The organism is Paracoccus sp. TOH, assembly GCF_030388245.1.
Taxonomy (GTDB): domain Bacteria; phylum Pseudomonadota; class Alphaproteobacteria; order Rhodobacterales; family Rhodobacteraceae; genus Paracoccus; species Paracoccus simplex.
Window position 1 is genome coordinate 656,920 of sequence record NZ_CP098361.1, and the last position, 20,443, is coordinate 677,362.

Below are 20,443 nucleotides of genomic sequence, written 5' to 3' on the forward strand. Positions count from 1 at the left end.
GGTCTTGTGATACGATCCTGCCCCCTACCGGAACCTACCCCAGGTATGGCGATCTGAAGGAAGCGCTGGTCCCGGTAGAGATTGCCCGCGTCACCCCGAGGCTGGCCATGCCGTTCGAGCCGGAAACCTGGCTGGCCGACCGCAAAGCCAGAATGGCTGACGCCGCGCATCGCCTGGCGCGTTCGGCAAAGGCCGGGGCAATCCCCGGTGGCTCTATCGAGGACGGCACCTTGAAAATCGACCGGCTGACCGCCGCGGTTCCCGAGGAAGCCGATGCGCTGGTTCTCGATCTCTATCGCCGCCTGCCGGAAGTCAGGGTCACCGATCTTCTGTTGGAGGTGGACGATGAGATTGGCTTCACCGAGGCCTTTACCCATCTGCGCACCGGCGTGCCCTGCAAGGACAGGATCGGCCTGCTGAACGTGTTGCTTTCCGAGGGGCTGAATCTCGGCCTCAGCAAGATGGCCGGGGCCACGAACACGCACGACTTTTTCCAACTCTCACGCCTGTCGCGATGGCACGTCGAAAGCGAAGCAATGGCGCGCGCCCTGGCCACGGTGATCGAAGGGCAGTCGAGGTTGCCGATGGCGCGGTTCTGGGGCGGCGGGCAGAGCGCTTCGAGCGACGGCCAGTTCTTCCCGACAACGCGTCAGGGCGAGGCGATGAACCTGATCAACGCCAAGTACGGCCATGAACCCGGGCTGAAGGCCTATACCCACGTCTCCGACCAGTTCGGACCCTTCGCCACACAGACCATCCCGGCCACCGTGAACGAAGCGCCCTACATCCTCGATGGCTTGCTTCTGACCGACGCCGGTCAGAAAATCCGCGAGCAGTATGCCGATACCGGCGGCTTCACCGACCACGTCTTCGCGGTGACCGCGCTGCTGGGGTTCCAGTTCATTCCCCGCATCCGCGACCTGCCATCAAAGCGCCTCTACCTCTTCGATCCGGCCTCCTGCCCGAAAGAGCTGAAGGGGCTGATCGGGGGCAAGATCAAGGAACGTCTCATTGTGGCAAACTGGCCGGATATACTGCGCAGCGTGGCGACCATGGCGTCAGGGGCCATGCCGCCCAGCCAGCTGCTGCGGAAGTTCGCATCCTATCCCAGACAGCACGAGCTGGCGGTGACCTTGCGGGAAATAGGACGGGTCGAACGGACGCTCTTCATCATCGACTGGTTACTCGATGCCGACATGCAACGCCGCGCCCAGATCGGCCTCAACAAGGGTGAGGCTCACCACGCCTTGAAGAACGCACTCCGCATCGGCCGCCAAGGTGAAATCCGTGATCGCACCTCCGAAGGCCAGCACTTCCGCATAGCCGGGCTGAACCTCCTCGCCGCGATCGTCATCTACTGGAACACCAAACATCTCGGCCAGGCCGTCGCTGGCCGCCGACGCGAAGGCCTGAGATGCTCACCAAACCTTCTGGCGCACACCTCGCCACTCGGTTGGGCCCATATCCTCCTCACTGGCGAATACAGGTGGCCGAAAAGGGCTTAGCGTAGGATTCTGCCCCCTCCGGCATCAGACCCCTCCCAGGTCATCTCAGGGTCAAGCCAGATCGTCAGCGAGCCCCGGCGCTTGAGCGCTTCATTGTAGGCCGGCCAGTTCATGGTGTGGTAGGTCGGGGGTGTGGGTCTGATCATGACGCCCAGCTACTATACTGGATTCACGAGATGAATCCCCGCAGGGATTTGCGCAACAGAGCCCGCGAGATGCCATGTCGTTGCAGGCATCGATGCAGCGCCGAACGGGTCAGGTGCGGGATCGACGGCTGCAGGGCATAGAGGCAGTCATCGAGCGGAAGCAGCGTATGGCGCCGGAACGCTACGACCGCCGCCTCTTCGGCCTCGGTCAGGACGGTGGACCGCGGTTCCGACGGCCCGGTCTTCATGTCCTCGACCGTCGCGCGCTTGCGCCACTTCGCCACCGTCTTGGGGTTGATGCCCAGTTCCCGGCTCAGCTGCGCGAGCGCAGCTTGCGATCATTCGGGCTGACCCTCGGACCGATGGCGAGCCAGCCCTCATTATTGCAGCTCTGACGGCGTGCGTGGTCGTGGCGCTTCCGTGACGAACTTGTCCCATGCTGCTTCCTTCAATTCCTGCGAAAGGATCGCACCATAAAATCCTGGGATCAAACAATATTCAACTCTGCGTGGAACAGCGCCGCGACTTCGGCACCGATCGCGAAGGAGTTTCTCCAAATGCTGCGGAGCGTTCTTTTGTCCGACAGCGCCGCGGGCAGATCCATGATAGCGGTCGTGTGGCGGGCAGGGATTCCCTGAACCCAACCCTTGGGCAGCAGCGCATGGCCGTAGCCGGCCGACACCAAGGCGATCCGATGCTCAACGCTCAGACCGAAGGCGCGAGTCAGGCTGGAATTGATCAGGGCACTGAGGCCGGTCGAGATCCGCGGCGGGACGAAATCATCCTCGCTGATCGGCAGCAGACTCGGCTGGCAGGATCCCGGACAAGACAGTTCCGGCACCCCGATCGCCGGATTGACCAGCAGCACGAACCCTTCGGCGATCAGTTCGGTCTGGCACAGCCCGACGGGCAATTCGTCCTCGGCCGTGATCAGCAGGTCGATCTCGCGATGCTGAAGGCGGCGCAGCAACCCCTGATGCTTGCCGCTGACGATTTCCAGCCGGGTCTGGGGCGAATTGCGGCGGCAGGCTTCGACAATCCGCACCAGATCGCCCGGCGCCAGCGACGTGATCACGCCGATGCGCAGCACCGCGCCAAGGGGCATGCTGGGCTGGTCGCGCAGCGCCTCAAGCCGGGTGGCGCTGGCCAGCGTGTCGGCGATCGCCTCCAGCACCATCTTTCCGCTTGTCGTCAGGGTGACCCGGGTGCCCCGTTCGAAGATGGCGGCACCGAAGATGTCCTCGACCTTCCTGATCTGATGCGACAGGCCAGAGGTCGAAATACCAATCGCCTCGGCCGCCTGCCGAAAGCTGCCGCGTTGGGCCACGGCCTCGACCAGCAGCAGATCACGGATCGAAATCGCCGAGAGCCTGTTCGAAATCACTTCACGCATGGTCCTGTTTGTTCGGTTTGCCCTGAGGGAGATCGGTGGGATAAAGAGTTCTCGATTATAATAGTCAGATTTGTGGTTGCTGAAAGGACCTATCGTGACGCTCAAGCTTACCTGTGTCGCAAGCCTTCTAGCCACGGCCCTGCTGTCCAGCAGCCTTTCGGCCGAGCCAATCACCTTTACCGATGTTACCGGCCAGACCATCACGCTGCCGGCGCCGCCCATGCGCATCGTCACGCTGCCGAACCCGGCCGCCTCGACGGTGATCGCGCTGGACGGCAAGGCCGATCGCATTGTCGGCATGAACGAGGGGTCGAAACGTGCCTTCGCGGGCGGGATGATGGGCGTCATGTTCCCGGAAGCCGCCGGTATCACCAGCGATATCCTGGCCGAAAGCGGCGGCTGGATGCCCAATGTCGAAGCCATCGCCGCCTTGCATCCCGATCTGGTCATCCAATGGGGGCAGCGAGGTGACGATATCGTGGCGCCGCTGCGCAATGCCGGGCTGCCGGTCGCGTTGATGGTCGGCGGCGGCAATAGCGGCACCGAGGAACTGGCGCGCGAAAACATGCGCATGGCCGCCGAAATCACCGGCCAGATGGAGAAGTTCGACCAGCTGATCGCATGGCGCGACCGCGTGATGGACGAACTGGCCGCCGGTTTCGAGCAGGCGGGCGAGATCGACAAGCCGCGCATCCTGCACCTTCGTTCCGCCAAGACCAAGCTGACCGCGACGGGCGAACGCAGCTATCAGAACGTCTTCATCGAACTTGTCGGCGGGCAGAATGGCGCCGCGGGCCTTGGGGTGGACGGGACGGTCAGCGCCGAACAGATCCTGGAATGGAACCCCGACATCATCCTGCTGTCGGCTGCGGAAGGCGATGCTGGGCTTGAGGCGATATATGACGATTCGCTGCTGTCCAAGCTGGACGCCGCAAAGAACAGGCGCGTCTACAAGACCCCGCAGGGCGGCTATATCTGGGACAGCGCCTCGCATGAAAGCCCGTTCACGTGGATGTGGCTGGCGAACCTTGCCCATCCGGATCTGTTCCATTTCGACCTGCGGCAGGAACTTCGCGACGGCTTCGGCCTCCTTTACGCCTATGACCTGTCCGAGGATCAGATCGACCGCATCCTGCGTCTGGACGTGAATGGCAAGCAGCAGGGCTATCAGGTCTTCGCGGCGAAATGAGCGGGACGCGCACGATCTCGACCACCACCCCGGCGATATCCGCCGGGGGAACGGTCCGGGTGTTTCACTGGCTGTGGCTGGGTGGGCTGCTGCTGGGCTCGATCCTGGTCGGGCTGACGGTGGGACGCTACGATCTGGCAAAATGGCAGATCGTCACCATCCTGTTTGACGCCGTCCGCGGCGTGGCGCAGGACAGTATCGAGGCCCTGGTGGTGCTGAATGTGCGCATGCCGCGCATCCTGATGGCCGGGGCGACCGGTGCGGGGCTTGCGATCTGCGGTGTCGCCCTGCAGGCGCTGTTTCGCAACCCGCTGGTCTCGCCCAAGGTGCTGGGCCTGTCCTCGGGCGCGGCACTGGGCGGGACGCTGGCGATCCTCCTGGGATTCAGCGGCGCGCTGCTGATGGGCGCGACCTTCCTGTCCGCCTTCGGGGCGCTGTTCCTGGTCGTGCTGATTTCCAACATCGCCGGTCGTTCGCTGATGACCATCGTGCTGGCCGGCATCGTCATTGATGCGCTGTTCGCCGCCGGGGTGTCGCTGGTGCAATATGCCGCCGACCCCGAGACAAGCCTGCCGGCCATCGTGTTCTGGCTGATGGGCAGCTTTGCCGCCGCAAGCTGGGACAAGCTGGCGCAGGTCGCCCCGGCGCTGGCGATCGGGATCCTGCTGCTGAACCGCCTGCGTTTCCGCATCGCGGTCCTGGCGATGGGCGATGACGAGGCGCAGTCCTTCGGCATCAATGTCGCGCGTTCGCGCATGGTCATCGTCATGCTGATTTCGGTGGTGATCGGGGCCGGCGTCACCGCCTCGGGCGTGGTGGGCTGGGTCGGGCTGGTGATCCCGCATATCGCCCGCATGATCGTGGGCGAGAATCACGCCCGGCTTTACCCGACCTGCCTGCTGCTGGGAGCCAGCTTCATGATCCTGACCGATACATTGGCGCGCAGCCTGACCTCGGCCGAGATCCCGCTTGGTGTGCTGACCGCGCTGATCGGCGCCCCGATCTTCGTCTATCTGCTTTGCACCCGGCGGGGGAGGGACAGCAGATGACGACCCCCCATGTGCGCATGACCGGCGCCGAAGTCCGCTTTGGCCCCCGGACGATCTTCAGCGATCTCAGCTTTACCATGCGCAAGGGCGAGACGCTGGTCATCCTCGGCCCAAACGGGCGCGGCAAGACCACGCTTCTGAAATCGCTTCTGGGGTCGCAACCGCTTGTCAGCGGCCGGCGCGAGGTGCCGCGCCTGATCGGCTATGTTCCCCAATACCAGCAGGGCAGCGAGAACCACAGTTGCCTTGACGTAGTGCTGATGGCCCGCGCGGCGCTGCTGGGAATGTTCTCGCTGCCGTCGCGCCGCGACCGCGTGCTGGCGCTGGAGGCGCTGGAGCGCGTAGGCGCCGGCGCCTTTGCTGGAAGGCTTTACGGCACGCTGTCGGGGGGTGAACGCCAGATCGTCCTGCTGGCCCGTGCGCTGGCGACCGGCGCAGACCTGCTGGTGCTGGACGAACCCGCCGCCGCGCTGGACCTTGCCAATCAGGACCTGCTTCTTGGCGTTCTGGCCGAGCTTCGCCGCCAGCGCAGCCATTCGGTGATCTTCACCACGCATCAGCCGCAGCATGCGCTCTACCTCGCCGACAAGGCGCTGCTGATGCATGCCCGCACCATCCGTTTCGGCACCGCCGACGAAATGCTGACCGAGGCCGAGCTTTCGCGCCTCTACAACGTCACCCTGCGCCGGATCACGGTGCGGGCCGGCGAACACTGCCAAAACACCGTCTGCCCGGTCTTCGGGCTGCGGAACTGCGCTTTCTACAACCCTTCCCAACCTCATGCAGGAGTATTCCATGAGCAATGATCGTATCGCCTGGCTGGAAAATGGCCATGAATTCAACGTCGGCTTCGACGAATTGCTGAACTATCACGGCCATGGCTATCCGGGCGGCGTGGCCCATGGCCTGAAGGTCATGCAGCGCGCCTGGCCCCTGCTGGACGATGGCCGCCTGCCCGAACGCCGCGAGATCCGTTGCGTCACCGCCTTCGGTGGCCCGGGCGGGCGCGACGCCATCGAATTCGTCACCCGCGGGCTGACCGAGGGCCGCTATATCGTGGACAAGTCGCTGGCCGAGGGGGTCGAGGAATCCCCGGGCGGCCGCTACTACTTCCGCTTTGAATATCGCGGCACGGCGGTCGAGGTGACGATCCGTCCCGGCCATGTCCGCCCCGAATTCATCACGCTTGCCCGCAAGCAGAACCGGACCGAGGAAGAGGAAGCGGATCTCGTTCAGTGGAAGAAGGAAATGACCGAGCGTCTGCTGCCGCTTCCGGCCGAGACCGTCTACGACGCCAAGGTCAGCCGGTTGTGACCGTCACGGCGGATCAGGATCGCGCGGACTGGCTGGGCCTTCTGGCCCGTGCCGATACCGCGCATCTGGCCGGGCTTTGGGCCCGCCATGGCGGGGCGCATGTGCCCCGCCTGCTGGCGAGGCCGGAAACCGGCATGATCCGCCTGACCACCGACGCGGCTGCGACCGGTTTTCAGTTCGGACAGGCCACCTGCACCCGCTGCGTGGTCGAATGGAACGGGCTGCAAGGCTATGCGGTCCAGCTTGGCTCGGACCTGAAAAAGGCCGAAATGGCGGCCTGTCTGGACGCTTTGCTGCAATCCGCGCCCGAATTGCGCCCGGACATCCTGGACCCGATCCGCGCCGCGCTTTCCGCAGAGCGGGCCGAACGGGCGCAGATCGCCGCGGCCACTGCCGTTCGCTTTTACACCACCCGGACATCGACGGACGAATGCGCATCCCGCTGAACGGCGATCACATGCAGGCGGCACAGCTGCACCGCCAGACGCGCGCGTTCCGGGTGCTGCTGCAAGCCTTCGGCCATCCCGCACGATTGCACCGGCTGGAAAGCAATGCGGTCGGGGCGGTGATCACCGGCCTGCTGGATCCCGGCACCACCGTCGCCATCCGCGATCCGGCCTTGCTGGCCCTCGTGCGGGCCTCAGGGGCGGTGATCTCGGATCAGGCGGAATGGGTCTTTGCCGGGCCGGGTCTGGCCGATCTGTCCGCGATCCCCGCCGGCACCCGCGACAGGCCGGAAGATGGCGCCACCGTGGTCGTGCCCGTCACCGCGCTGTCCGACACGCAAGGCGCCCTGCATCTGCGCGCCAGCGGGGCCGGCATCCCCGCCATGCGCGATCTGTTCGTCACCGGCCTGTCGCGCGGCGTCATCCGCGACCATATCGGGCTGCGGGCCGATTATCCGCGCGGCATTGACCTGCTGCTCTGCGCCGGTCAAGTGGTCGCCGCGCTTCCCCGTCACCTGATGCTGGAGATGCTCTGATGTATGTCCCCGTCAAGGGTAGCTCAAAGGCCATCGCCGCATCGCGCATCGCCATGGACCACGCCCGGATCGAGGATGAGGCCCATCCCGGCATCACGCTTGACCAGATCATCGCCCAGATGGGGCTGGCGCTGGACCGTATCATGACCGAGGGCGGGCTTTACGACCGCCGCCTTGCCGCGCTGGCGTTCAAACAGGCGCAGGGCGACGTCGGCGAAGCAGTCTTTCTGCTGCGCGCCCATCGCGCCCAACTGCCCGATTTCGGTGCCGCCGCGCCGGTCGATCTGTCCCGATTGCGCGACCGCCACATCTCGGCCACCCACAAGGAACTACCCGGGGGTCAGGTGCTGGGCGCGACTTTCGACTATACCCACCGCCTGCTGGATTTTTCGCTTGAGGGACCGCGCGCGCGTCCCCCCCTACCGACGGCCGCACCGGTGCCGCCGCTCAATGACCCGCCGCTCAATGACCCGCCGCCCGATGTCACGCCCTGCATCGAAAAACCGGTGGATATCACCCGCATACCGCCGTCGCCCGCGCCCACGGCCCCCGAACGCCTTGCGCATCTTGCCCGGGGGGAAGAGGGCTATCTGACCGGCCTTGCCTATGAAAGCCTGCGCAAGGCGGGCGCGGCGCATCCCTATGTCGCGGACCTTGCCGCCGGCCGGGCCGAGGTCATGGTCACGCTGGAGGATCTGGGCCTGACCGTCTCGATCGGAGAGATCGAGCTGACCGCCTGCATCGCCGTTTTGCCCGACTCCGGCGCTGATCCGCAATTGCGCGAAGGCTTCGGCATCACCTTCGGCCGAGCCGAACGCAAGGCCGTCGCCATGGCCGTCGTCGATCTGCAAGCGGGGGCGGACAAGGCGCCCCCCGATCTGCTGATGCATGCCGATGGCGTCGCGGCCTCGGGCTATGTCAGCCATCTGAAACTGCCGCACTATTCCGACTTTGCAGCCGATATGGCACGGCTGCTTCGCGCGAAGGAGCAGCCGTGAACTACGCCTATCTCGACCAGCCGTCGAAGCGCGAAATCCGCCGCAAGGTCCTGAAGGCGCTGTGCCTGCCCGGCCGTCAGGTGCCGTTCAGTGCGCCGGAGCTGCCTATCGCCTATGGCTGGGGCGTGGGCGGGATGGCAATCACTGCGGCGCTTCTGGAACCCGCGGACCGCCTGAAAGTCGTCGACCACGGCTCGGACGATACGGTCAATGCTTTGAACATTCGGGGTTTCTTCGAAAGAACCGCCAAGGTTTCCGCCACCACCAGCTCCGCCGAGGCGACGATCATCCAGACCCGTCAGCGCGTCCCCGAAGCTGCTTTGCATGACGGACAGATCCTCGTCTACCAAGTGCCGCGCCCGGACCCGTTGCGCGGCTTCACGGATGATGCCGCCGAGGCGCGCCGCCGCCACGCCCAGCACGACTACGGTGTCGTCCTGACCACGCTGTTCGAGGTCTGGCTGCATCACGGCGAGACGAGCCTCGGCTATGACCACCCGGTGACCGTCGACGGCGGCGCGCTGATGTCGCCCTCGCCCATTCCCGCGATGGACAACCTGCGGATGAACAACATGGCAGCGATCCAGATTTTTGGCGCCGCGCGCGAACGCAGGCTTTATGCGCTGCCCGCTCATACCCGCGTCGAAAGCCTGGCTTTCCGTGACCTGCCCTGCGTGCCGCCGCGCCCCCCGGGCGCCTGCGCAATCTGCAGCACCGACGTGCATTACCTCGACAATATCGGCACCGACGCGGCTCCGAAATGGGTCTGTTCGGATTCCGAGAGCTGCCGGATCCGCGCCGATGTTTGAACTTCCCCCGCCCGTCTTGGAGATCGCCGGGGCCAGCTTCCGTGCCGGTGGACGCATGGTGCTGGAGGATTGCGATCTGCAACTCTACCCGTCGGAGGTGCTGGCGATTGCGGGCTGTTCGGGTTCGGGAAAGACCAGCCTGCTCAACATCCTCGCCGGTCGCGCCGAGCCTGCCTCCGGCACCGCCTTCCGGTTGAAAGGGCAAGACCTGCTCGCGGGGGATGACTCCGCTGTCGCCCGGCTACGACGCGCGGCGACTGGCTATGTCACGCAGGATGCGGCGGAAACGCTGGACCTGACCCTGAGCGCCAGCGCCAATATCGCCCGCCGCCTATTCGACCTCGGCCTGAACCACGCCGCTGACGCCTTGCACCGCGCGCAGGACCTGGCGCAGCGCCTCGGCCTGCCCGTCGGGCGGCTGAGCGAGCCGGTTCAGAATTTCTCGGGCGGGATGCGACAGCGTGTGCAGATCGCGGCAGCCATGGTCCACGACCCAGAGATCTTGTTTCTGGACGAGCCGACCTCGGGCCTCGACAGCATCGCGCAGGCGCTGTTCCTCGACACGTTGATGCGCGTGCGGCAGGAGGGCGGCACGGCCATGATCCTCGTTACCCATGACCTGCAGATCGCGCGGTTGATCGCCAACCGGGTGCTGGTTATGGACGCAGGCCGCATCGTCGCCGAAGCCGTCACAGACCGCCTGCTGACCGAACCCGCCCATCCCGTCTCCGAGGCACTGGTGGGGGCGATGATATGATGCGGCCGCCCGCCGTGACGTTGTGTTTCCAAAGCGGTCCGATTGCGCTGAGTGCCGTGGCCGGACAGCTTATCCATATCTGGGGGCCGTCGGGGGCAGGGAAATCCACCCTGCTGTCGCGGATCTGGGGTAGCAGGGGCATTGCCGATGGTCGGCTGGAGGTCAGAGTTCCGGGATGGGATCTGGACCTGCGGGCGCTGTCGCCGGCACATCTGGCCTGGACGCGGCCGAAGCTGATGGCCTATTTGCCGCAGACCCCGCATGTCCCGCCAAACGTCCGCGTCGGCGACTGGTTCGCGGCGACCGACTGGCGTCTGGACGAAGGGCTTGCAGCGCTGGATTTGTCGCACGCCCTTCTGACTCGCTGCGCGCTGGAACTCTCAGGTGGGGAATTGCGGCGTTTCTGCCTGTTGCGCGTCCTGTTTTCCGACGCGCCGATCCTGCTGCTGGACGAGCCTTGCACAGGCCTTGATCCGGACCGTCAGGCGCGGGTTGAGGCTATATTGCGCACCGCACGTAGCAAGGGGCGACTAGTGATTTCCACCGGACACGCGCATGCGCCAGATGCTGATCAATCGATCCGGCTTCCTATCGGAGCTGGCGCGCAACTCGTGCTCGAGGCATGATTTTCTCTTCCTACTGTGATGTCATGCGACGCGTTCGACCTCGACAGTGCCGAGTGTATTTAGTAACCGGTGCAAAGAGTCCATGTTTGAATTGCTGTGACCCCCGATAACTCGTCCATCGGATGCTAGGTGTTCAGTCCCGGCATCTGGTGGATCGGGTTCAAGATGAATCTGTCCGGCTCTGATGTCCAGATCTTGCAGATGTATTCGTAGGGTGTGAGCCCGTTGAGGGTCTTGAGCCGGCGCGCGAAGTTGTATCCTGCCATGAAGTCCGAGAGGTGCGTTTGCAGATGATCAGGCCCCGTCGGAAGGTTTCTTCGTAGAACCACGCTAAGTGAGAACAATTAGCGAACTCGATCGCGAGCTTTCGTCTCGGTTTGGCCTGATGTTTAACGGTCGTGCAATTTTGCGCTCAGCGGCTCCGGAATGCCAGTCGAAGTCGCCGGACAGGATGATGTGCTCCCATCCGAGCGGCGATGTATGCGGCAGGAGGGCTGGATCGTATAAGGGGCTGGACTTCGCGAGATGGCCGGCGGCTTTATCCATGTAGATCGTGTTCCAGAACGTGATGGCGGCGATGACGAGGTTGGTAACCGTCCGGTCTAACCGCTCTGCCGCGGTGTGAGAGTGCGGGATAGTGTCCACCATTGATAGTGGACACTGTGGTGATGACGTGGCGCGTCGGACGAAGCGGCTTTGGACGGATGAGGAGAAGCGGTCGATCTGCTTCCAGACGGCGGCGCCGGGGGTATCGGTCGCCCAGGTGGCGCGGCGCTACGCGGTGAATGCGAACTTGATCTTCAAGTGGCTGCGCGATCGCCGTTACGCGCCGGACCCCGCCTCGGCTCTTCCCCCGTCAGAGGAGGCGCGCTTTCTGCCTGTGGAGATTGTCGCGGAGACCAGGTCTGCCCGGGCAACACCTGCCGCCCACAACCACATCGAGATCGAATTGGCGGGCGGGCACCGGATGCGCATCAGCGGGAGCTATGATCCCGAGGCTCTGGCGCGGCTGATCCGGGGCGTGACGGCGTGATCCCGGTTCCGGCGAACACGCGGGTCTGGCTGGCGGCGGGCGCCACCGACATGCGCAAGGGGTTCACGGCACTGGCGGCGCAGGCCGAGGCGGTGCTGAAGCAGGACCCGTTCGCCGGGCATCTGTTCGTCTTCCGTGGCCGTCGGGGCGATCTGGTGAAGGTGATCTGGTGGGATGGCCAAGGCGCGTGCATGTTCATGAAGCGGCTGGAGAAGGGTCGGTTCGTCTGGCCCTCGGCCAAGGAGGGCAAGGTGGCTTTGTCGCCTGCGCAACTGTCGATGCTGCTGGAAGGCATCGACTGGCGGGCACCGGAACGGACGTGGCGGCCTCTGGCGGCGGGATAGTCCACGGCGCCTGCAATCAGTGATTCCCACAAGTAATACAGTGGGATAAACTTTCCGCATGCTCACCCAGGCCCTGACATTGCCGGAAGACCCCGAGGAGCTGCGCAGCTTCACCGCGCGGCTTCTGGCCGAGGTGAAGGCCCAGGCGATCCTGATCGAGAAGCTCCGGCATCAGCTGGCCGGGCACCGGGCGCACCGGTTTGGTGCGTCGTCCGAGACGGCGGAACAGTTGCAGCTGGCCCTTGAGACCAGCGAGATCGCCGCCGCCGCGATGACCGCGCGGATGAAGCTGCCGGACATCGAGGAGAAGGACAAACCCAAGCGTCGTCCGATCCCGGACCACATCCCGCGAATGGAGGTGGAGCTGACACCGAGCACAGATGCCTGTGCCGATTGCGGCGGGCGCCTGCGCCGGATCGGGGAAGATGTGACGGAAGAGCTGGAATACGTTCCCGGGCGGTTCATCGTGAACCGGCTTGTCCGCCCTCGGCTGACCTGCTCGTGCTGTGAACGCTTCGTGCAGTCCCCACTGCCCTCGCGCCCGATCGAGCGCGGTCGCCCGGGGCCGGGCCTCCTCGCCCATGTCTTGGTGAGCAAGTATGCCGACCACCTTCCGCTCTACCGCCAGAGCCAGATCTTCGAGCGCGAAGGTCTCGACCTGGACCGGTCCACCCTGGCCGACTGGGTGGGCAAGAGCACGGCCCTGTTGGAGCCGCTGGCCGACGCCATCGGGCGCCATGTCTTCTCAGCCGAGGCGATCTTCGCCGACGACACGCCGATCAGCATGCTGGCGCCCGGCACCGGCAAGACCCAGACCGCCCGGCTCTGGACCTATGCGCGCGACGAACGCCCTTGGGGCGGGCAGGCCCCACCGGCGGCATGGTATCGCTTCTCCGGTGACCGCAAGGGCCAGCATCCCAAGGACCACCTCGCCCGCTTCCGCGGCTGGATGCACGCCGACGGTTATGCCGGGTTCGAGGATCTCTACCGCTCCGGCACCATCCGCGAGGTCGCCTGCATGGCCCATGTCCGGCGAAAGTTCGTCGATATCCATCGGTCGCAGGGCTCCCCGATCGCCGGAGAGGCCATCGGCCGGATCGCACAGCTCTACGCCGTCGAGAAAGAAGCCCGAGGGTCGCCGCCAGACCGCCGCACGGAACTCCGCAAAGCTCACGCCGCCCCGGTCTTCGACGATCTGCAGCGATGGCTGGCCATGAGACTGACGGAAATCTCGGGCAAATCCCCGCTCGCGGCCGCCATCCGCTATGCCCTGACCCGAATGGACCGCCTGCGCCCCTACCTCGACCACGGCATCCTGGAGTTGGACAACAACACCGCCGAACGCGGCATGCGCGCCATCGCCCTCGGGCGGAAGAACTACCTCTTCGTCGGCTCCGAGGCGGGCGGCAACGCCGCTGCCATCGCCTACACCCTGATCGAAACGGCCAAGCTCAACGCCGTCGATCCCCACGCCTGGCTCGCTGACACTCTCGCCCGCATTCCCGACTACAAGATCACCAAGGTCGATGACCTGATGCCGTGGCGCTGGAACGGATAGCGGTCACGCCGGACGGTTACTTCTGATCCGCCGAGTGGCGAAGCCATCCGTGCTTTTCACTTTGGATGACCTCATGTCATCCGAAGGGCAAAGCAGGGTGGGCGCAGCCCGACCTGCGGCCGGACGGTGATCTGACACACGGGGCCGGAGCGGTGAAATTGGGAGGGGCCCGCGCCCTGGCGCGGGAGGAACCGGATTTCTCCGTGGAGGCTGACGCGCAGCGGCACCAGAGCCCGTGTTCAGAGCGCCGGCCGGATGGCAGGCGGACCTAGCAAACGGAAAGGTGTCGGACGTGCCAGAGCGGAGCGGAGGCGCGGCTGTCCTTCCGATCAGCGATCGCGGCCATAACCGCGATCACCGCGTCCGCTTCCAAGGATTTTAGGTAGAGTGCAGCATAAGCATCGATGTGCATGATCATGATTATGTCATCCACCTGAAAAGTAGTCGTCATATTGCGCGCCTAGTGATCGACCCATCCTATCGCGACCGCAGAACGATTAGAAAGATGCATCATCATGTTGGCTTTGAACAGGGTTGCCGTGACCTATGGGAATGGCACACAAGCTCTAAAACCGACCTCGCTGAAGCTCGCGCAGGGGCAGTTTGTCGTCCTTTTGGGCCGCTCTGGCGCGGGTAAATCCACACTCATCCGCACCCTTAACGGCTTAGTTGCTCCTACGTCCGGTTCGATTATCGCTGATGGCGTTGGATCTCTGGACGGAGAGCGGGCGCTCCGAGTGCACCGCAGGCGCACCGGGATGATTTTCCAGCAGCACCAGCTCATCGGGCGCTTGAGCGCGCTTGATAATGTGATGACCGGTCGCTTGGGCTATCACTCATCCTTTCGAACCCTCTTTCCTCTTCCGCGTTCTGACCGGCAACTTGGGCTGGAATGTCTTGCTCGGGTTGGCTTGCTCGACAAAGCCTTGGTGAGGGCTGACCAGTTGTCGGGCGGCCAACAGCAACGTGTCGGCATCGCCCGTGCTCTGGTTCAGCAGCCCCGATTGATACTGGCTGACGAACCTGTGGCCAGCCTCGATCCGGAAACAGCCGTCGAAGTCCTTTCGCAACTCCGCCACATTTGCACGACGGATGGCATAACGGCTGTCATCAGCCTGCACCAGATCGACTTGGCGAGGCGCTTTGGTGATCGGGTCATCGCCATGCGTGATGGCTCTGTAGTCGCAGATGCGTCCGTTGATGAACTGACAGATCAGATGTGCGCCTCGATCTACCGCAGCGAAGCTTCAGGCCGGAGTTCGCAGCAAGCGCATCACCATTCATCCCACTCCCAACCACAACCTGTTGCTGCCATGGAGGCCGCCCTATGAAGAAGTTGCTCCCCGTTGTCGTTCTCGCTGCTCTCGGCTGCGGCTCCGCAGTGCATGCGGAGGCAAATCCAGAAACTCTGCGCGTGGCGCTGTTGCCCGACGAGAACGCCGCCACAGTGATCAAAAACAATCGTCCGCTGGAAGAGTATCTTGAAGAAACTCTTGACCGCGACATCGAGCTGATCGTGACCACCGACTACTCCTCGATGATCGAGGCGATGCGGTTCGGTCGGCTTGAAATCGCATATTTCGGTCCGCTTTCCTACACGTTGGCCAAGACGAAGGCCGAGATCGAACCCTTTGCGGCACTGATGAAAGACGGCGAGACAACTTACCGCGCCGTTGTCATCGGCAACGCTGAAGCCGGCATTGAGACTATTGCGGATGCTGCCGGCCACGATGTGGCATGGGGTGACGTGGCATCTACTTCCAGCCACCTGATCCCGAAATCCATGCTGCTTAAAGCGGGTCTAGAAGCAGAGACGGATTACAGTGAGAACTACGTCGGCTCCCATGATGCCGTGGCGCTGGCGGTGCAAAACGGCAATGCCCAGGTTGGTGGTCTTTCGCTGCCCATCTTCAACGCTATGGTTGCTCGCGGCACGATCGACCCCGCGAAAGTTGTTGCGCTCGAAGAGTCCGATCCGTTTCCGCAGTATCCTTGGACGATGCGCTCTGACCTCGATCCGAACCTGAAGCAAGCCATCACCGACGCGTTCATCAACCTGAACGATGAGGAAGTGCTGGCGACGTTCAAGGCAGATGGTTTCGCGCCGATCAACGACAAGGCTTACGATGTCGTGCGGGATCTCGGTAAGATGCTGAACCTCGACCTCAGCAAATAAGACATATCAACCGCCATTCATTGCGGGCGCAGGCGAAGTCTGCGCCTCACTTTTCAGGAGCACGTCAATGACAGCGCTTTCCCAAAGTTTCGACAGCATCCTTCAGCGCCAAAGTAGAGCTTGGAAGCGCGCTGCCGTGATCGCGGTGATCATCGCTGGCGTCATCATTGTCAGCAGCTACCACTCCGGCTTGCTTGATCTGGAGCGGCTTGGTTCCGGCCTTCCTTCGCTTTGGCAGTTGGGAAGTGAAATGGTTCCGCCCGATTTCAGCCGTGGGATGGAGTGGATCGGCCCCTTGGTTGATACTCTTGCCATGAGCATCGCCGGGACGGCAATCGCGGTTCTGATTTCGCTTCCCGTTGGCTTTTGCGCTTCGCGAAAAACAGCGCCAAACCGCGTTATCTACATGATCGCCCGCGGCCTGCTGAACGGCCTGCGCTCGATCCCTGAGTTGATCATGGGTATCGTTTTCGTTGCAGCGGTAGGCTTCGGGGCTCTGCCCGGCGTTCTTGCTCTAGGCCTTCACTCCGTTGGCATGGTCGGAAAGTTCTTTGCAGAAGCCATCGAGCATTGTGACAATGCGCCAATCGAGGCGGCGCGGGCCGCCGGTGCTTCACCCTTCCAGATCGTCACGCGCGCAATCCTGCCGCAAGTCCTGCCTCAACTGGCCGATGTCACGATCTACCGTTGGGAGTATAACTTCCGCGCCTCCACCATCCTTGGCACGGTCGGAGCCGGCGGCATCGGCTTTGAGCTGATGACCTCTCTTCGGATTATGAATTATCAGGAGGTTCTTGCCATCATGCTGGTCGTTCTTCTGATGGTCACCGTGGTCGATCAGGTCGGCGCTCTTCTTCGCCGCCAACTTCAATAAAACAACAACAGGGAGCGCGACATGTTGCCCAAGATCGTTATCACGCACAAAGTCCATGACGAGATCCTGACCAAGCTGGCGCCTTATGCCCGCGTCAGCGTCAACGAGTCGGACGATACTTGGGCGCATGACAGGCTTTTGGCAGAACTCAGTGATGCGACTGCGATGATGGCTTTCATGCCGGATCGGATCGACGCTACGGTTCTGAGCCACGCTCCTAGCCTGCGGCTTGTAGCTTGCGCGTTGAAGGGTTTCGACAACTTTGATGTTGCTGCCTGCACGGCACGAGGGGTCCATGTCTCCATCGTGTCCGATCTTCTGACTGATCCGACCGCAGAACTGACCATCGGCTTGATGATTGGCTTGGGGCGGCACATCCTGCCGGGGGATGAAGCTGTCAGAATTGGCTACAAGGGGTGGAGACCGCGTTTCTACGGCGTGGGCCTGAAGGGCGCAGCGGTTGGCATCTTAGGCATGGGAGCGATCGGCAAGTCCATTGCTGAACGGCTCACGGGCTTTGGAACGCAAGCGAGCTATTGGGACAGGCGCGAGCTCGGTTCTGATGATGAAGAAAGGCTCAAGGTTACGTTCACGGATTTCGAACGGCTTCTTTCCACTTCGGATTTCGTAGTGTGTGCCCTTCCGCTCGCCAACGACACGCAGCATCTGCTCGGCGCACTGGAAGTTGCGAAGATGCGGAAGGGGACGCTTCTGATCAATCCATCACGTGGGAGCGTTGTGGACGAAGGGGCCGTGGTGGCTGCGCTGGAGGCGGGACATCTGGCGGGTTACGCCGCAGATGTCTACGAGATGGAGGACTGGGCGCGGCCGGATCGACCTGAAGCTGTCCATCCTGGCTTGGTGCAGCGTCGCACGGACACCTTGCTGACACCCCATATCGGCTCGGCGGTTACCAAGACTCGCCTTGCGATCGAGCATGAGGCGGCTGACAACATCATTGATCTTCTTGAAGGCCGCAGACCGCGAGCCGCTATCAATGAGCCCGCGTCTGTTCTCTAACAAGGTATCCTGCATGTATCATCTGTCTCATGTCGCTGCCTTCGTTGAAGTCATCGAGACGGGAAATTTTCGTGCGGCATCGCGACGGCTGCAAATCTCGCAGCCTACGGTTTCGAACAGCGTCAGGCGCCTTGAGGATATCCTAGGGGTGCAACTGGTAGATAGAGGGAACGATCGCTGTGTTCCGACGCGGCACGGAGCCATATTCTTGCCATTTGCCAAGAGCCTGCTGACGGTTTCTGCACGTGCCTTTGACCGCTTGCACATGGAACAAATTCAACTGGGTGCGAGCAGCAACATCGGTATCTACCTCATGCCGGAGCATCTGAAGCGCCTGCATGGTGCCAAAGGGCGCTCTGCCAACTTGGTAATCGCCTCCAACCTGGAGATCTTAGAAAAACTCCAGAGAAAGGAAGTTGATCTTGCTTTCATGGAGTGGTGGGACGGCCGGAATGGATACGAGGCCAGCCTGTGGCGCACCGAGAAGCTCATTTTGATTGTTTCCCCGGATCACCGGTGGGCAAGCAAGGGTTCGATATACTCGTCTGAACTTTTCACGGAGTCGCTGATCGGAGGCGAGCGTGGAACCGGGACGGGCACTATTCTCCGCCGTGCCTTCGGTCAAAAAGCAGATCAGCTATCGATCAGCCACACAACCGGAAGCACTGAAGGGGTGAAGCGTGCGGTCAGAGCGGGACTAGGCGTATCGTTGGTGATGAAAAGCACGGTTCTCGATGAACTGGCTTCGGGTCAACTTTGTGAAGTTTCTATCAAGGGCGTAGATTTGGAGAAGCCAATTTTGGCCGTCCATCCTGTAAAGATGGAGGACGGTTCCCCGGAAGCCGAGACGCTTAGCATCCTCCTCAATGCCAAGACGGTGCCTGTTCTATGTCAGCAGGCTGCACGACCAGCCGAAGCAGCTAACTGAAAGACAGACATGGGGCCTCGAAAGAGATGTATGAACCGCAGCCGAACAGCGGCCGCGACCTTGTAGCGGCAAGATTGCGTGGCAGATGAAGCAAGAATGCCTGACACGTTGTCGGTGCTTTTCGAAGTTCATGCACCGTGGCGCGGCAAATCATCTTGCGAATCTACAGAGACTGTCAATCGGGCGGAGGCGGGGGGTGGTGCGGCCCGCAGCGCAGCGAGGACACGGCCCCCGCAGGAGCCGACGCGCCACGGGCGCGGCGCTTGCCGATTGACCGGCTCGGGCAGGTCTGTTGGGCGGAAAAACGAAAAGGATAAACCGCAGGGCGGGGGTGAGCGCGGCCCTCGGCCGCGTCGATCCCCCGGCCTGACCTTCGGATCAACCGGAGCCGCGCCGCACGCGCGGCTTGCCCTCGATCTTCATGGCCCGCAGCTATCCAAGCACGGCACCCGTGCATCAGGTCGCGCGAGCTGGACGCGCATCATGGCGCGAAGGACAGTGAGCAAGATCCTGTGGGAAGGTTCGGGCCGCGCAAGCGATCGTTCCTTGACAACGGTTCGACCTGTCAACGTAAAACACTAGCGTCGTGTGATTTGACCAGCCGTAAAGCGACGGCTGGTTAGCGGGCGAAGCAGTCAGTCCCTCCACCCGCCACGACGCGGTATTGTTGACATGTACGATACCAAGTGGCCAACCCTCATAGGGGCTGTTGCAGGTTTCAGGATGGCACGACACCGGGAACTTTAACTGTTTGGATTATCAAAGCGTCGGCTTGGTCAGGACGATTGACAATAGAGGCACCGCTGCGCATCCTTACGTCCTCACCAGGGGTGTCCCGACAAGGGGCTGAGATACTGCTGGGCCGCAAGGCAGCGCAGTGACCCTACGAACCTGATCCAGTTCATGCTGGCGTAGGGACGGTGCGGATGCCTTGCCGGTCGCATGCGACCAGTGGGGCATTCTATTCCTTCCCGTCGGTGCTGGGTCTCCAATGCTGCGACGCGAGGAGCCTCGACATGACATCTAAAGAAACCTTGACGGTCACCACCGGACCACTGCCCGCCTCTGTCAAGGTGTTCAGGCCGGGCGTGCTGCACCCCGACATCCGTGTGCCCATGCGCGAGATCGCCTTGCATCCAAGCGCGGGCGAGCCGCCGGTGACGGTCTATGACTCCTCGGGTCCCTATACCGATCCGGCCGCCGAAATCGCGATCGAACGCGGCCTTCCGCGCCTGAGGGAAGGTTGGACGATGAGGCGTGGGGACGTGGAGTCCTACGAGGGGCGGCATGTGAAGCCCGAGGACAACGGTTTTGCCTCAGGCGACCGGCTAACACCCGAGTTTCCCATCCGCCACCGCCCCTTGCGGGCGCGGAACGGGAAAGCGGTCACCCAGCTTGCCTATGCCCGCGCGGGCATTGTCACACCTGAAATGGAGTTTGTCGCGATCCGCGAGAATTTAGGCCGCACCGCGATTCGAGAAATGATGGTGCGCGACGGCGAAAACCTCGGCGCCGCCATCCCTGATTTCGTCACCCCCGAATTCGTGCGCGACGAGGTGGCGCGCGGACGGGCGGTAATCCCGGCCAATATCAACCATCCCGAAGCCGAGCCGATGATCATCGGTCGCAATTTCCTGGTCAAGATCAACGCCAATATCGGCAATTCGGCGGTAACCTTTCATCAGCCCGGCCTCGCCGAGCAGGTCCTCAGGGCGCTCCACGCCCTTCAGCAGTTCGTCCAG

General features: G+C 63.0%; 20 protein-coding genes, 6 pseudogenes and 1 riboswitch. Of the genes and pseudogenes, 20 read left to right on the top strand and 6 right to left on the bottom strand.

Annotated features, from left to right (window positions below):
- Positions 1-41: 41 nt before the first annotated feature.
- A pseudogene (locus NBE95_RS13835) lies at positions 42-1,505 on the top strand (Tn3 family transposase); the annotation flags it as partial.
- A 26-nt stretch (positions 1,506-1,531) separates the two neighbouring features.
- Here NBE95_RS13835 and NBE95_RS13840 read toward each other — a convergent pair.
- The 3 genes and pseudogenes from NBE95_RS13840 to NBE95_RS13850 form a co-directional block, all read right to left on the bottom strand.
- Positions 1,532-1,651: pseudogene (locus tag NBE95_RS13840) on the bottom strand (IS5/IS1182 family transposase); the annotation flags it as partial.
- A 62-nt stretch (positions 1,652-1,713) separates the two neighbouring features.
- Positions 1,714-2,089: pseudogene (locus NBE95_RS13845) on the bottom strand (IS481 family transposase); the annotation flags it as partial.
- Positions 2,090-2,138: 49 nt separating this feature from the next.
- The gene (locus NBE95_RS13850) at positions 2,139-3,044 is read right to left on the bottom strand and encodes a LysR family transcriptional regulator (protein WP_289894881.1); all 906 of its coding nucleotides are present in this window, start codon (positions 3,042-3,044) and stop codon (positions 2,139-2,141) included.
- A 70-nt stretch (positions 3,045-3,114) separates the two neighbouring features.
- On the opposite strand from NBE95_RS13850, the gene NBE95_RS13855 reads away from it, so the two are divergent.
- From NBE95_RS13855 to NBE95_RS13900, 10 genes are read left to right on the top strand one after another with little or no spacing between them, the layout of a single operon-like run.
- Positions 3,115-4,233, top strand: a complete 1,119-nt coding sequence (locus NBE95_RS13855; protein ID WP_289894882.1) for an ABC transporter substrate-binding protein — start codon at positions 3,115-3,117, stop codon at positions 4,231-4,233.
- Complete coding sequence (locus tag NBE95_RS13860; protein ID WP_289894884.1) at positions 4,230-5,282, top strand: iron ABC transporter permease; 1,053 nt, start codon at positions 4,230-4,232, stop codon at positions 5,280-5,282. Before NBE95_RS13855 ends, NBE95_RS13860 begins: the two co-directional genes overlap by 4 nt.
- A complete protein-coding gene (locus NBE95_RS13865) occupies positions 5,279-6,088 on the top strand; it encodes an ABC transporter ATP-binding protein (RefSeq protein WP_289894885.1) in 810 nt (269 codons plus the stop codon). The genes NBE95_RS13860 and NBE95_RS13865 overlap by 4 nt, the downstream gene beginning before the upstream one ends.
- On the top strand, positions 6,078-6,596 hold the full coding sequence (locus tag NBE95_RS13870; RefSeq protein WP_289894886.1) for a hypothetical protein: 519 nt from the start codon (positions 6,078-6,080) through the stop codon (positions 6,594-6,596). Before NBE95_RS13865 ends, NBE95_RS13870 begins: the two co-directional genes overlap by 11 nt.
- Entirely contained in the window at positions 6,593-7,042 is a 450-nt protein-coding gene (locus NBE95_RS13875) for a phosphonate C-P lyase system protein PhnG (RefSeq protein WP_289894887.1), read from the top strand. Before NBE95_RS13870 ends, NBE95_RS13875 begins: the two co-directional genes overlap by 4 nt.
- A complete protein-coding gene (locus NBE95_RS13880) occupies positions 7,027-7,578 on the top strand; it encodes a phosphonate C-P lyase system protein PhnH (RefSeq protein ID WP_289894888.1) in 552 nt (183 codons plus the stop codon). Before NBE95_RS13875 ends, NBE95_RS13880 begins: the two co-directional genes overlap by 16 nt.
- Complete coding sequence (locus NBE95_RS13885; RefSeq protein WP_289894890.1) at positions 7,578-8,576, top strand: carbon-phosphorus lyase complex subunit PhnI; 999 nt, start codon at positions 7,578-7,580, stop codon at positions 8,574-8,576. Before NBE95_RS13880 ends, NBE95_RS13885 begins: the two co-directional genes overlap by 1 nt.
- Complete coding sequence (locus NBE95_RS13890) at positions 8,573-9,385, top strand: alpha-D-ribose 1-methylphosphonate 5-phosphate C-P-lyase PhnJ (RefSeq protein ID WP_289894891.1); 813 nt, start codon at positions 8,573-8,575, stop codon at positions 9,383-9,385. The genes NBE95_RS13885 and NBE95_RS13890 overlap by 4 nt, the downstream gene beginning before the upstream one ends.
- Positions 9,378-10,142, top strand: coding sequence for an ATP-binding cassette domain-containing protein (locus NBE95_RS13895; protein WP_289894892.1), 765 nt, complete (start codon positions 9,378-9,380; stop codon positions 10,140-10,142). The genes NBE95_RS13890 and NBE95_RS13895 overlap by 8 nt, the downstream gene beginning before the upstream one ends.
- Positions 10,139-10,768 carry an ABC transporter ATP-binding protein gene (locus tag NBE95_RS13900; protein ID WP_289894893.1) on the top strand — a complete coding sequence of 210 codons (630 nt, stop codon included), beginning with the start codon at positions 10,139-10,141 and terminating at the stop codon, positions 10,766-10,768. The genes NBE95_RS13895 and NBE95_RS13900 overlap by 4 nt, the downstream gene beginning before the upstream one ends.
- Positions 10,769-10,893: 125 nt before the next feature.
- On the opposite strand, the pseudogene NBE95_RS13905 reads toward NBE95_RS13900, so the two are convergent.
- Positions 10,894-11,064, bottom strand: a pseudogene (locus tag NBE95_RS13905) (IS481 family transposase); the annotation flags it as partial.
- A gap of 34 nt (positions 11,065-11,098) precedes the next feature.
- A pseudogene (locus NBE95_RS13910) lies at positions 11,099-11,356 on the bottom strand (Tn3 family transposase); the annotation flags it as partial.
- 49 nt (positions 11,357-11,405) lie between these two features.
- On the opposite strand from NBE95_RS13910, the gene NBE95_RS13915 reads away from it, so the two are divergent.
- Genes NBE95_RS13915 through NBE95_RS13925 form a run of 3 tightly spaced genes read left to right on the top strand, consistent with a single transcriptional unit; the run spans position 11,406 to position 13,703 of the window.
- Positions 11,406-11,801, top strand: coding sequence for a transposase (locus tag NBE95_RS13915; protein ID WP_080620470.1), 396 nt, complete (start codon positions 11,406-11,408; stop codon positions 11,799-11,801).
- Positions 11,798-12,145, top strand: a complete 348-nt coding sequence (tnpB, locus tag NBE95_RS13920) for an IS66 family insertion sequence element accessory protein TnpB (protein ID WP_035746778.1) — start codon at positions 11,798-11,800, stop codon at positions 12,143-12,145. The genes NBE95_RS13915 and tnpB overlap by 4 nt, the downstream gene beginning before the upstream one ends.
- A gap of 58 nt (positions 12,146-12,203) precedes the next feature.
- The gene (locus NBE95_RS13925; protein WP_035746780.1) at positions 12,204-13,703 is read left to right on the top strand and encodes an IS66 family transposase; all 1,500 of its coding nucleotides are present in this window, start codon (positions 12,204-12,206) and stop codon (positions 13,701-13,703) included.
- 268 nt (positions 13,704-13,971) lie between these two features.
- On the opposite strand, the gene NBE95_RS13930 is transcribed toward NBE95_RS13925, so the two are convergent.
- Positions 13,972-14,121, bottom strand: coding sequence for a hypothetical protein (locus tag NBE95_RS13930; protein ID WP_156113563.1), 150 nt, complete (start codon positions 14,119-14,121; stop codon positions 13,972-13,974).
- Between the two features lie 97 nt (positions 14,122-14,218).
- Here NBE95_RS13930 and phnC point away from each other — a divergent pair, with 97 nt between their 5' ends.
- The 6 genes and pseudogenes from phnC to NBE95_RS13960 all read left to right on the top strand — a co-directional run.
- Complete coding sequence (phnC, locus tag NBE95_RS13935) at positions 14,219-15,034, top strand: phosphonate ABC transporter ATP-binding protein (RefSeq protein WP_081969499.1); 816 nt, start codon at positions 14,219-14,221, stop codon at positions 15,032-15,034.
- Positions 15,031-15,879: a phosphate/phosphite/phosphonate ABC transporter substrate-binding protein gene (gene phnD, locus NBE95_RS13940; protein ID WP_043133111.1), complete on the top strand. Its 849-nt coding sequence runs from the start codon at positions 15,031-15,033 to the stop codon at positions 15,877-15,879. The genes phnC and phnD overlap by 4 nt, the downstream gene beginning before the upstream one ends.
- 67 nt (positions 15,880-15,946) lie before the next feature.
- Positions 15,947-16,753, top strand: a complete 807-nt coding sequence (gene phnE, locus NBE95_RS13945; RefSeq protein ID WP_036744163.1) for a phosphonate ABC transporter, permease protein PhnE — start codon at positions 15,947-15,949, stop codon at positions 16,751-16,753.
- A gap of 21 nt (positions 16,754-16,774) precedes the next feature.
- Complete coding sequence (locus tag NBE95_RS13950; protein WP_043133108.1) at positions 16,775-17,773, top strand: phosphonate dehydrogenase; 999 nt, start codon at positions 16,775-16,777, stop codon at positions 17,771-17,773.
- Complete coding sequence (locus NBE95_RS13955; RefSeq protein ID WP_289894894.1) at positions 17,751-18,701, top strand: LysR family transcriptional regulator; 951 nt, start codon at positions 17,751-17,753, stop codon at positions 18,699-18,701. The genes NBE95_RS13950 and NBE95_RS13955 overlap by 23 nt, the downstream gene beginning before the upstream one ends.
- Before the next feature lie 816 nt (positions 18,702-19,517).
- Positions 19,518-19,637: riboswitch (TPP riboswitch) on the top strand.
- A gap of 80 nt (positions 19,638-19,717) precedes the next feature.
- Positions 19,718-20,377, top strand: a pseudogene (locus tag NBE95_RS13960) (phosphomethylpyrimidine synthase ThiC); the annotation flags it as partial.
- Positions 20,378-20,443 lie beyond the last annotated feature (66 nt).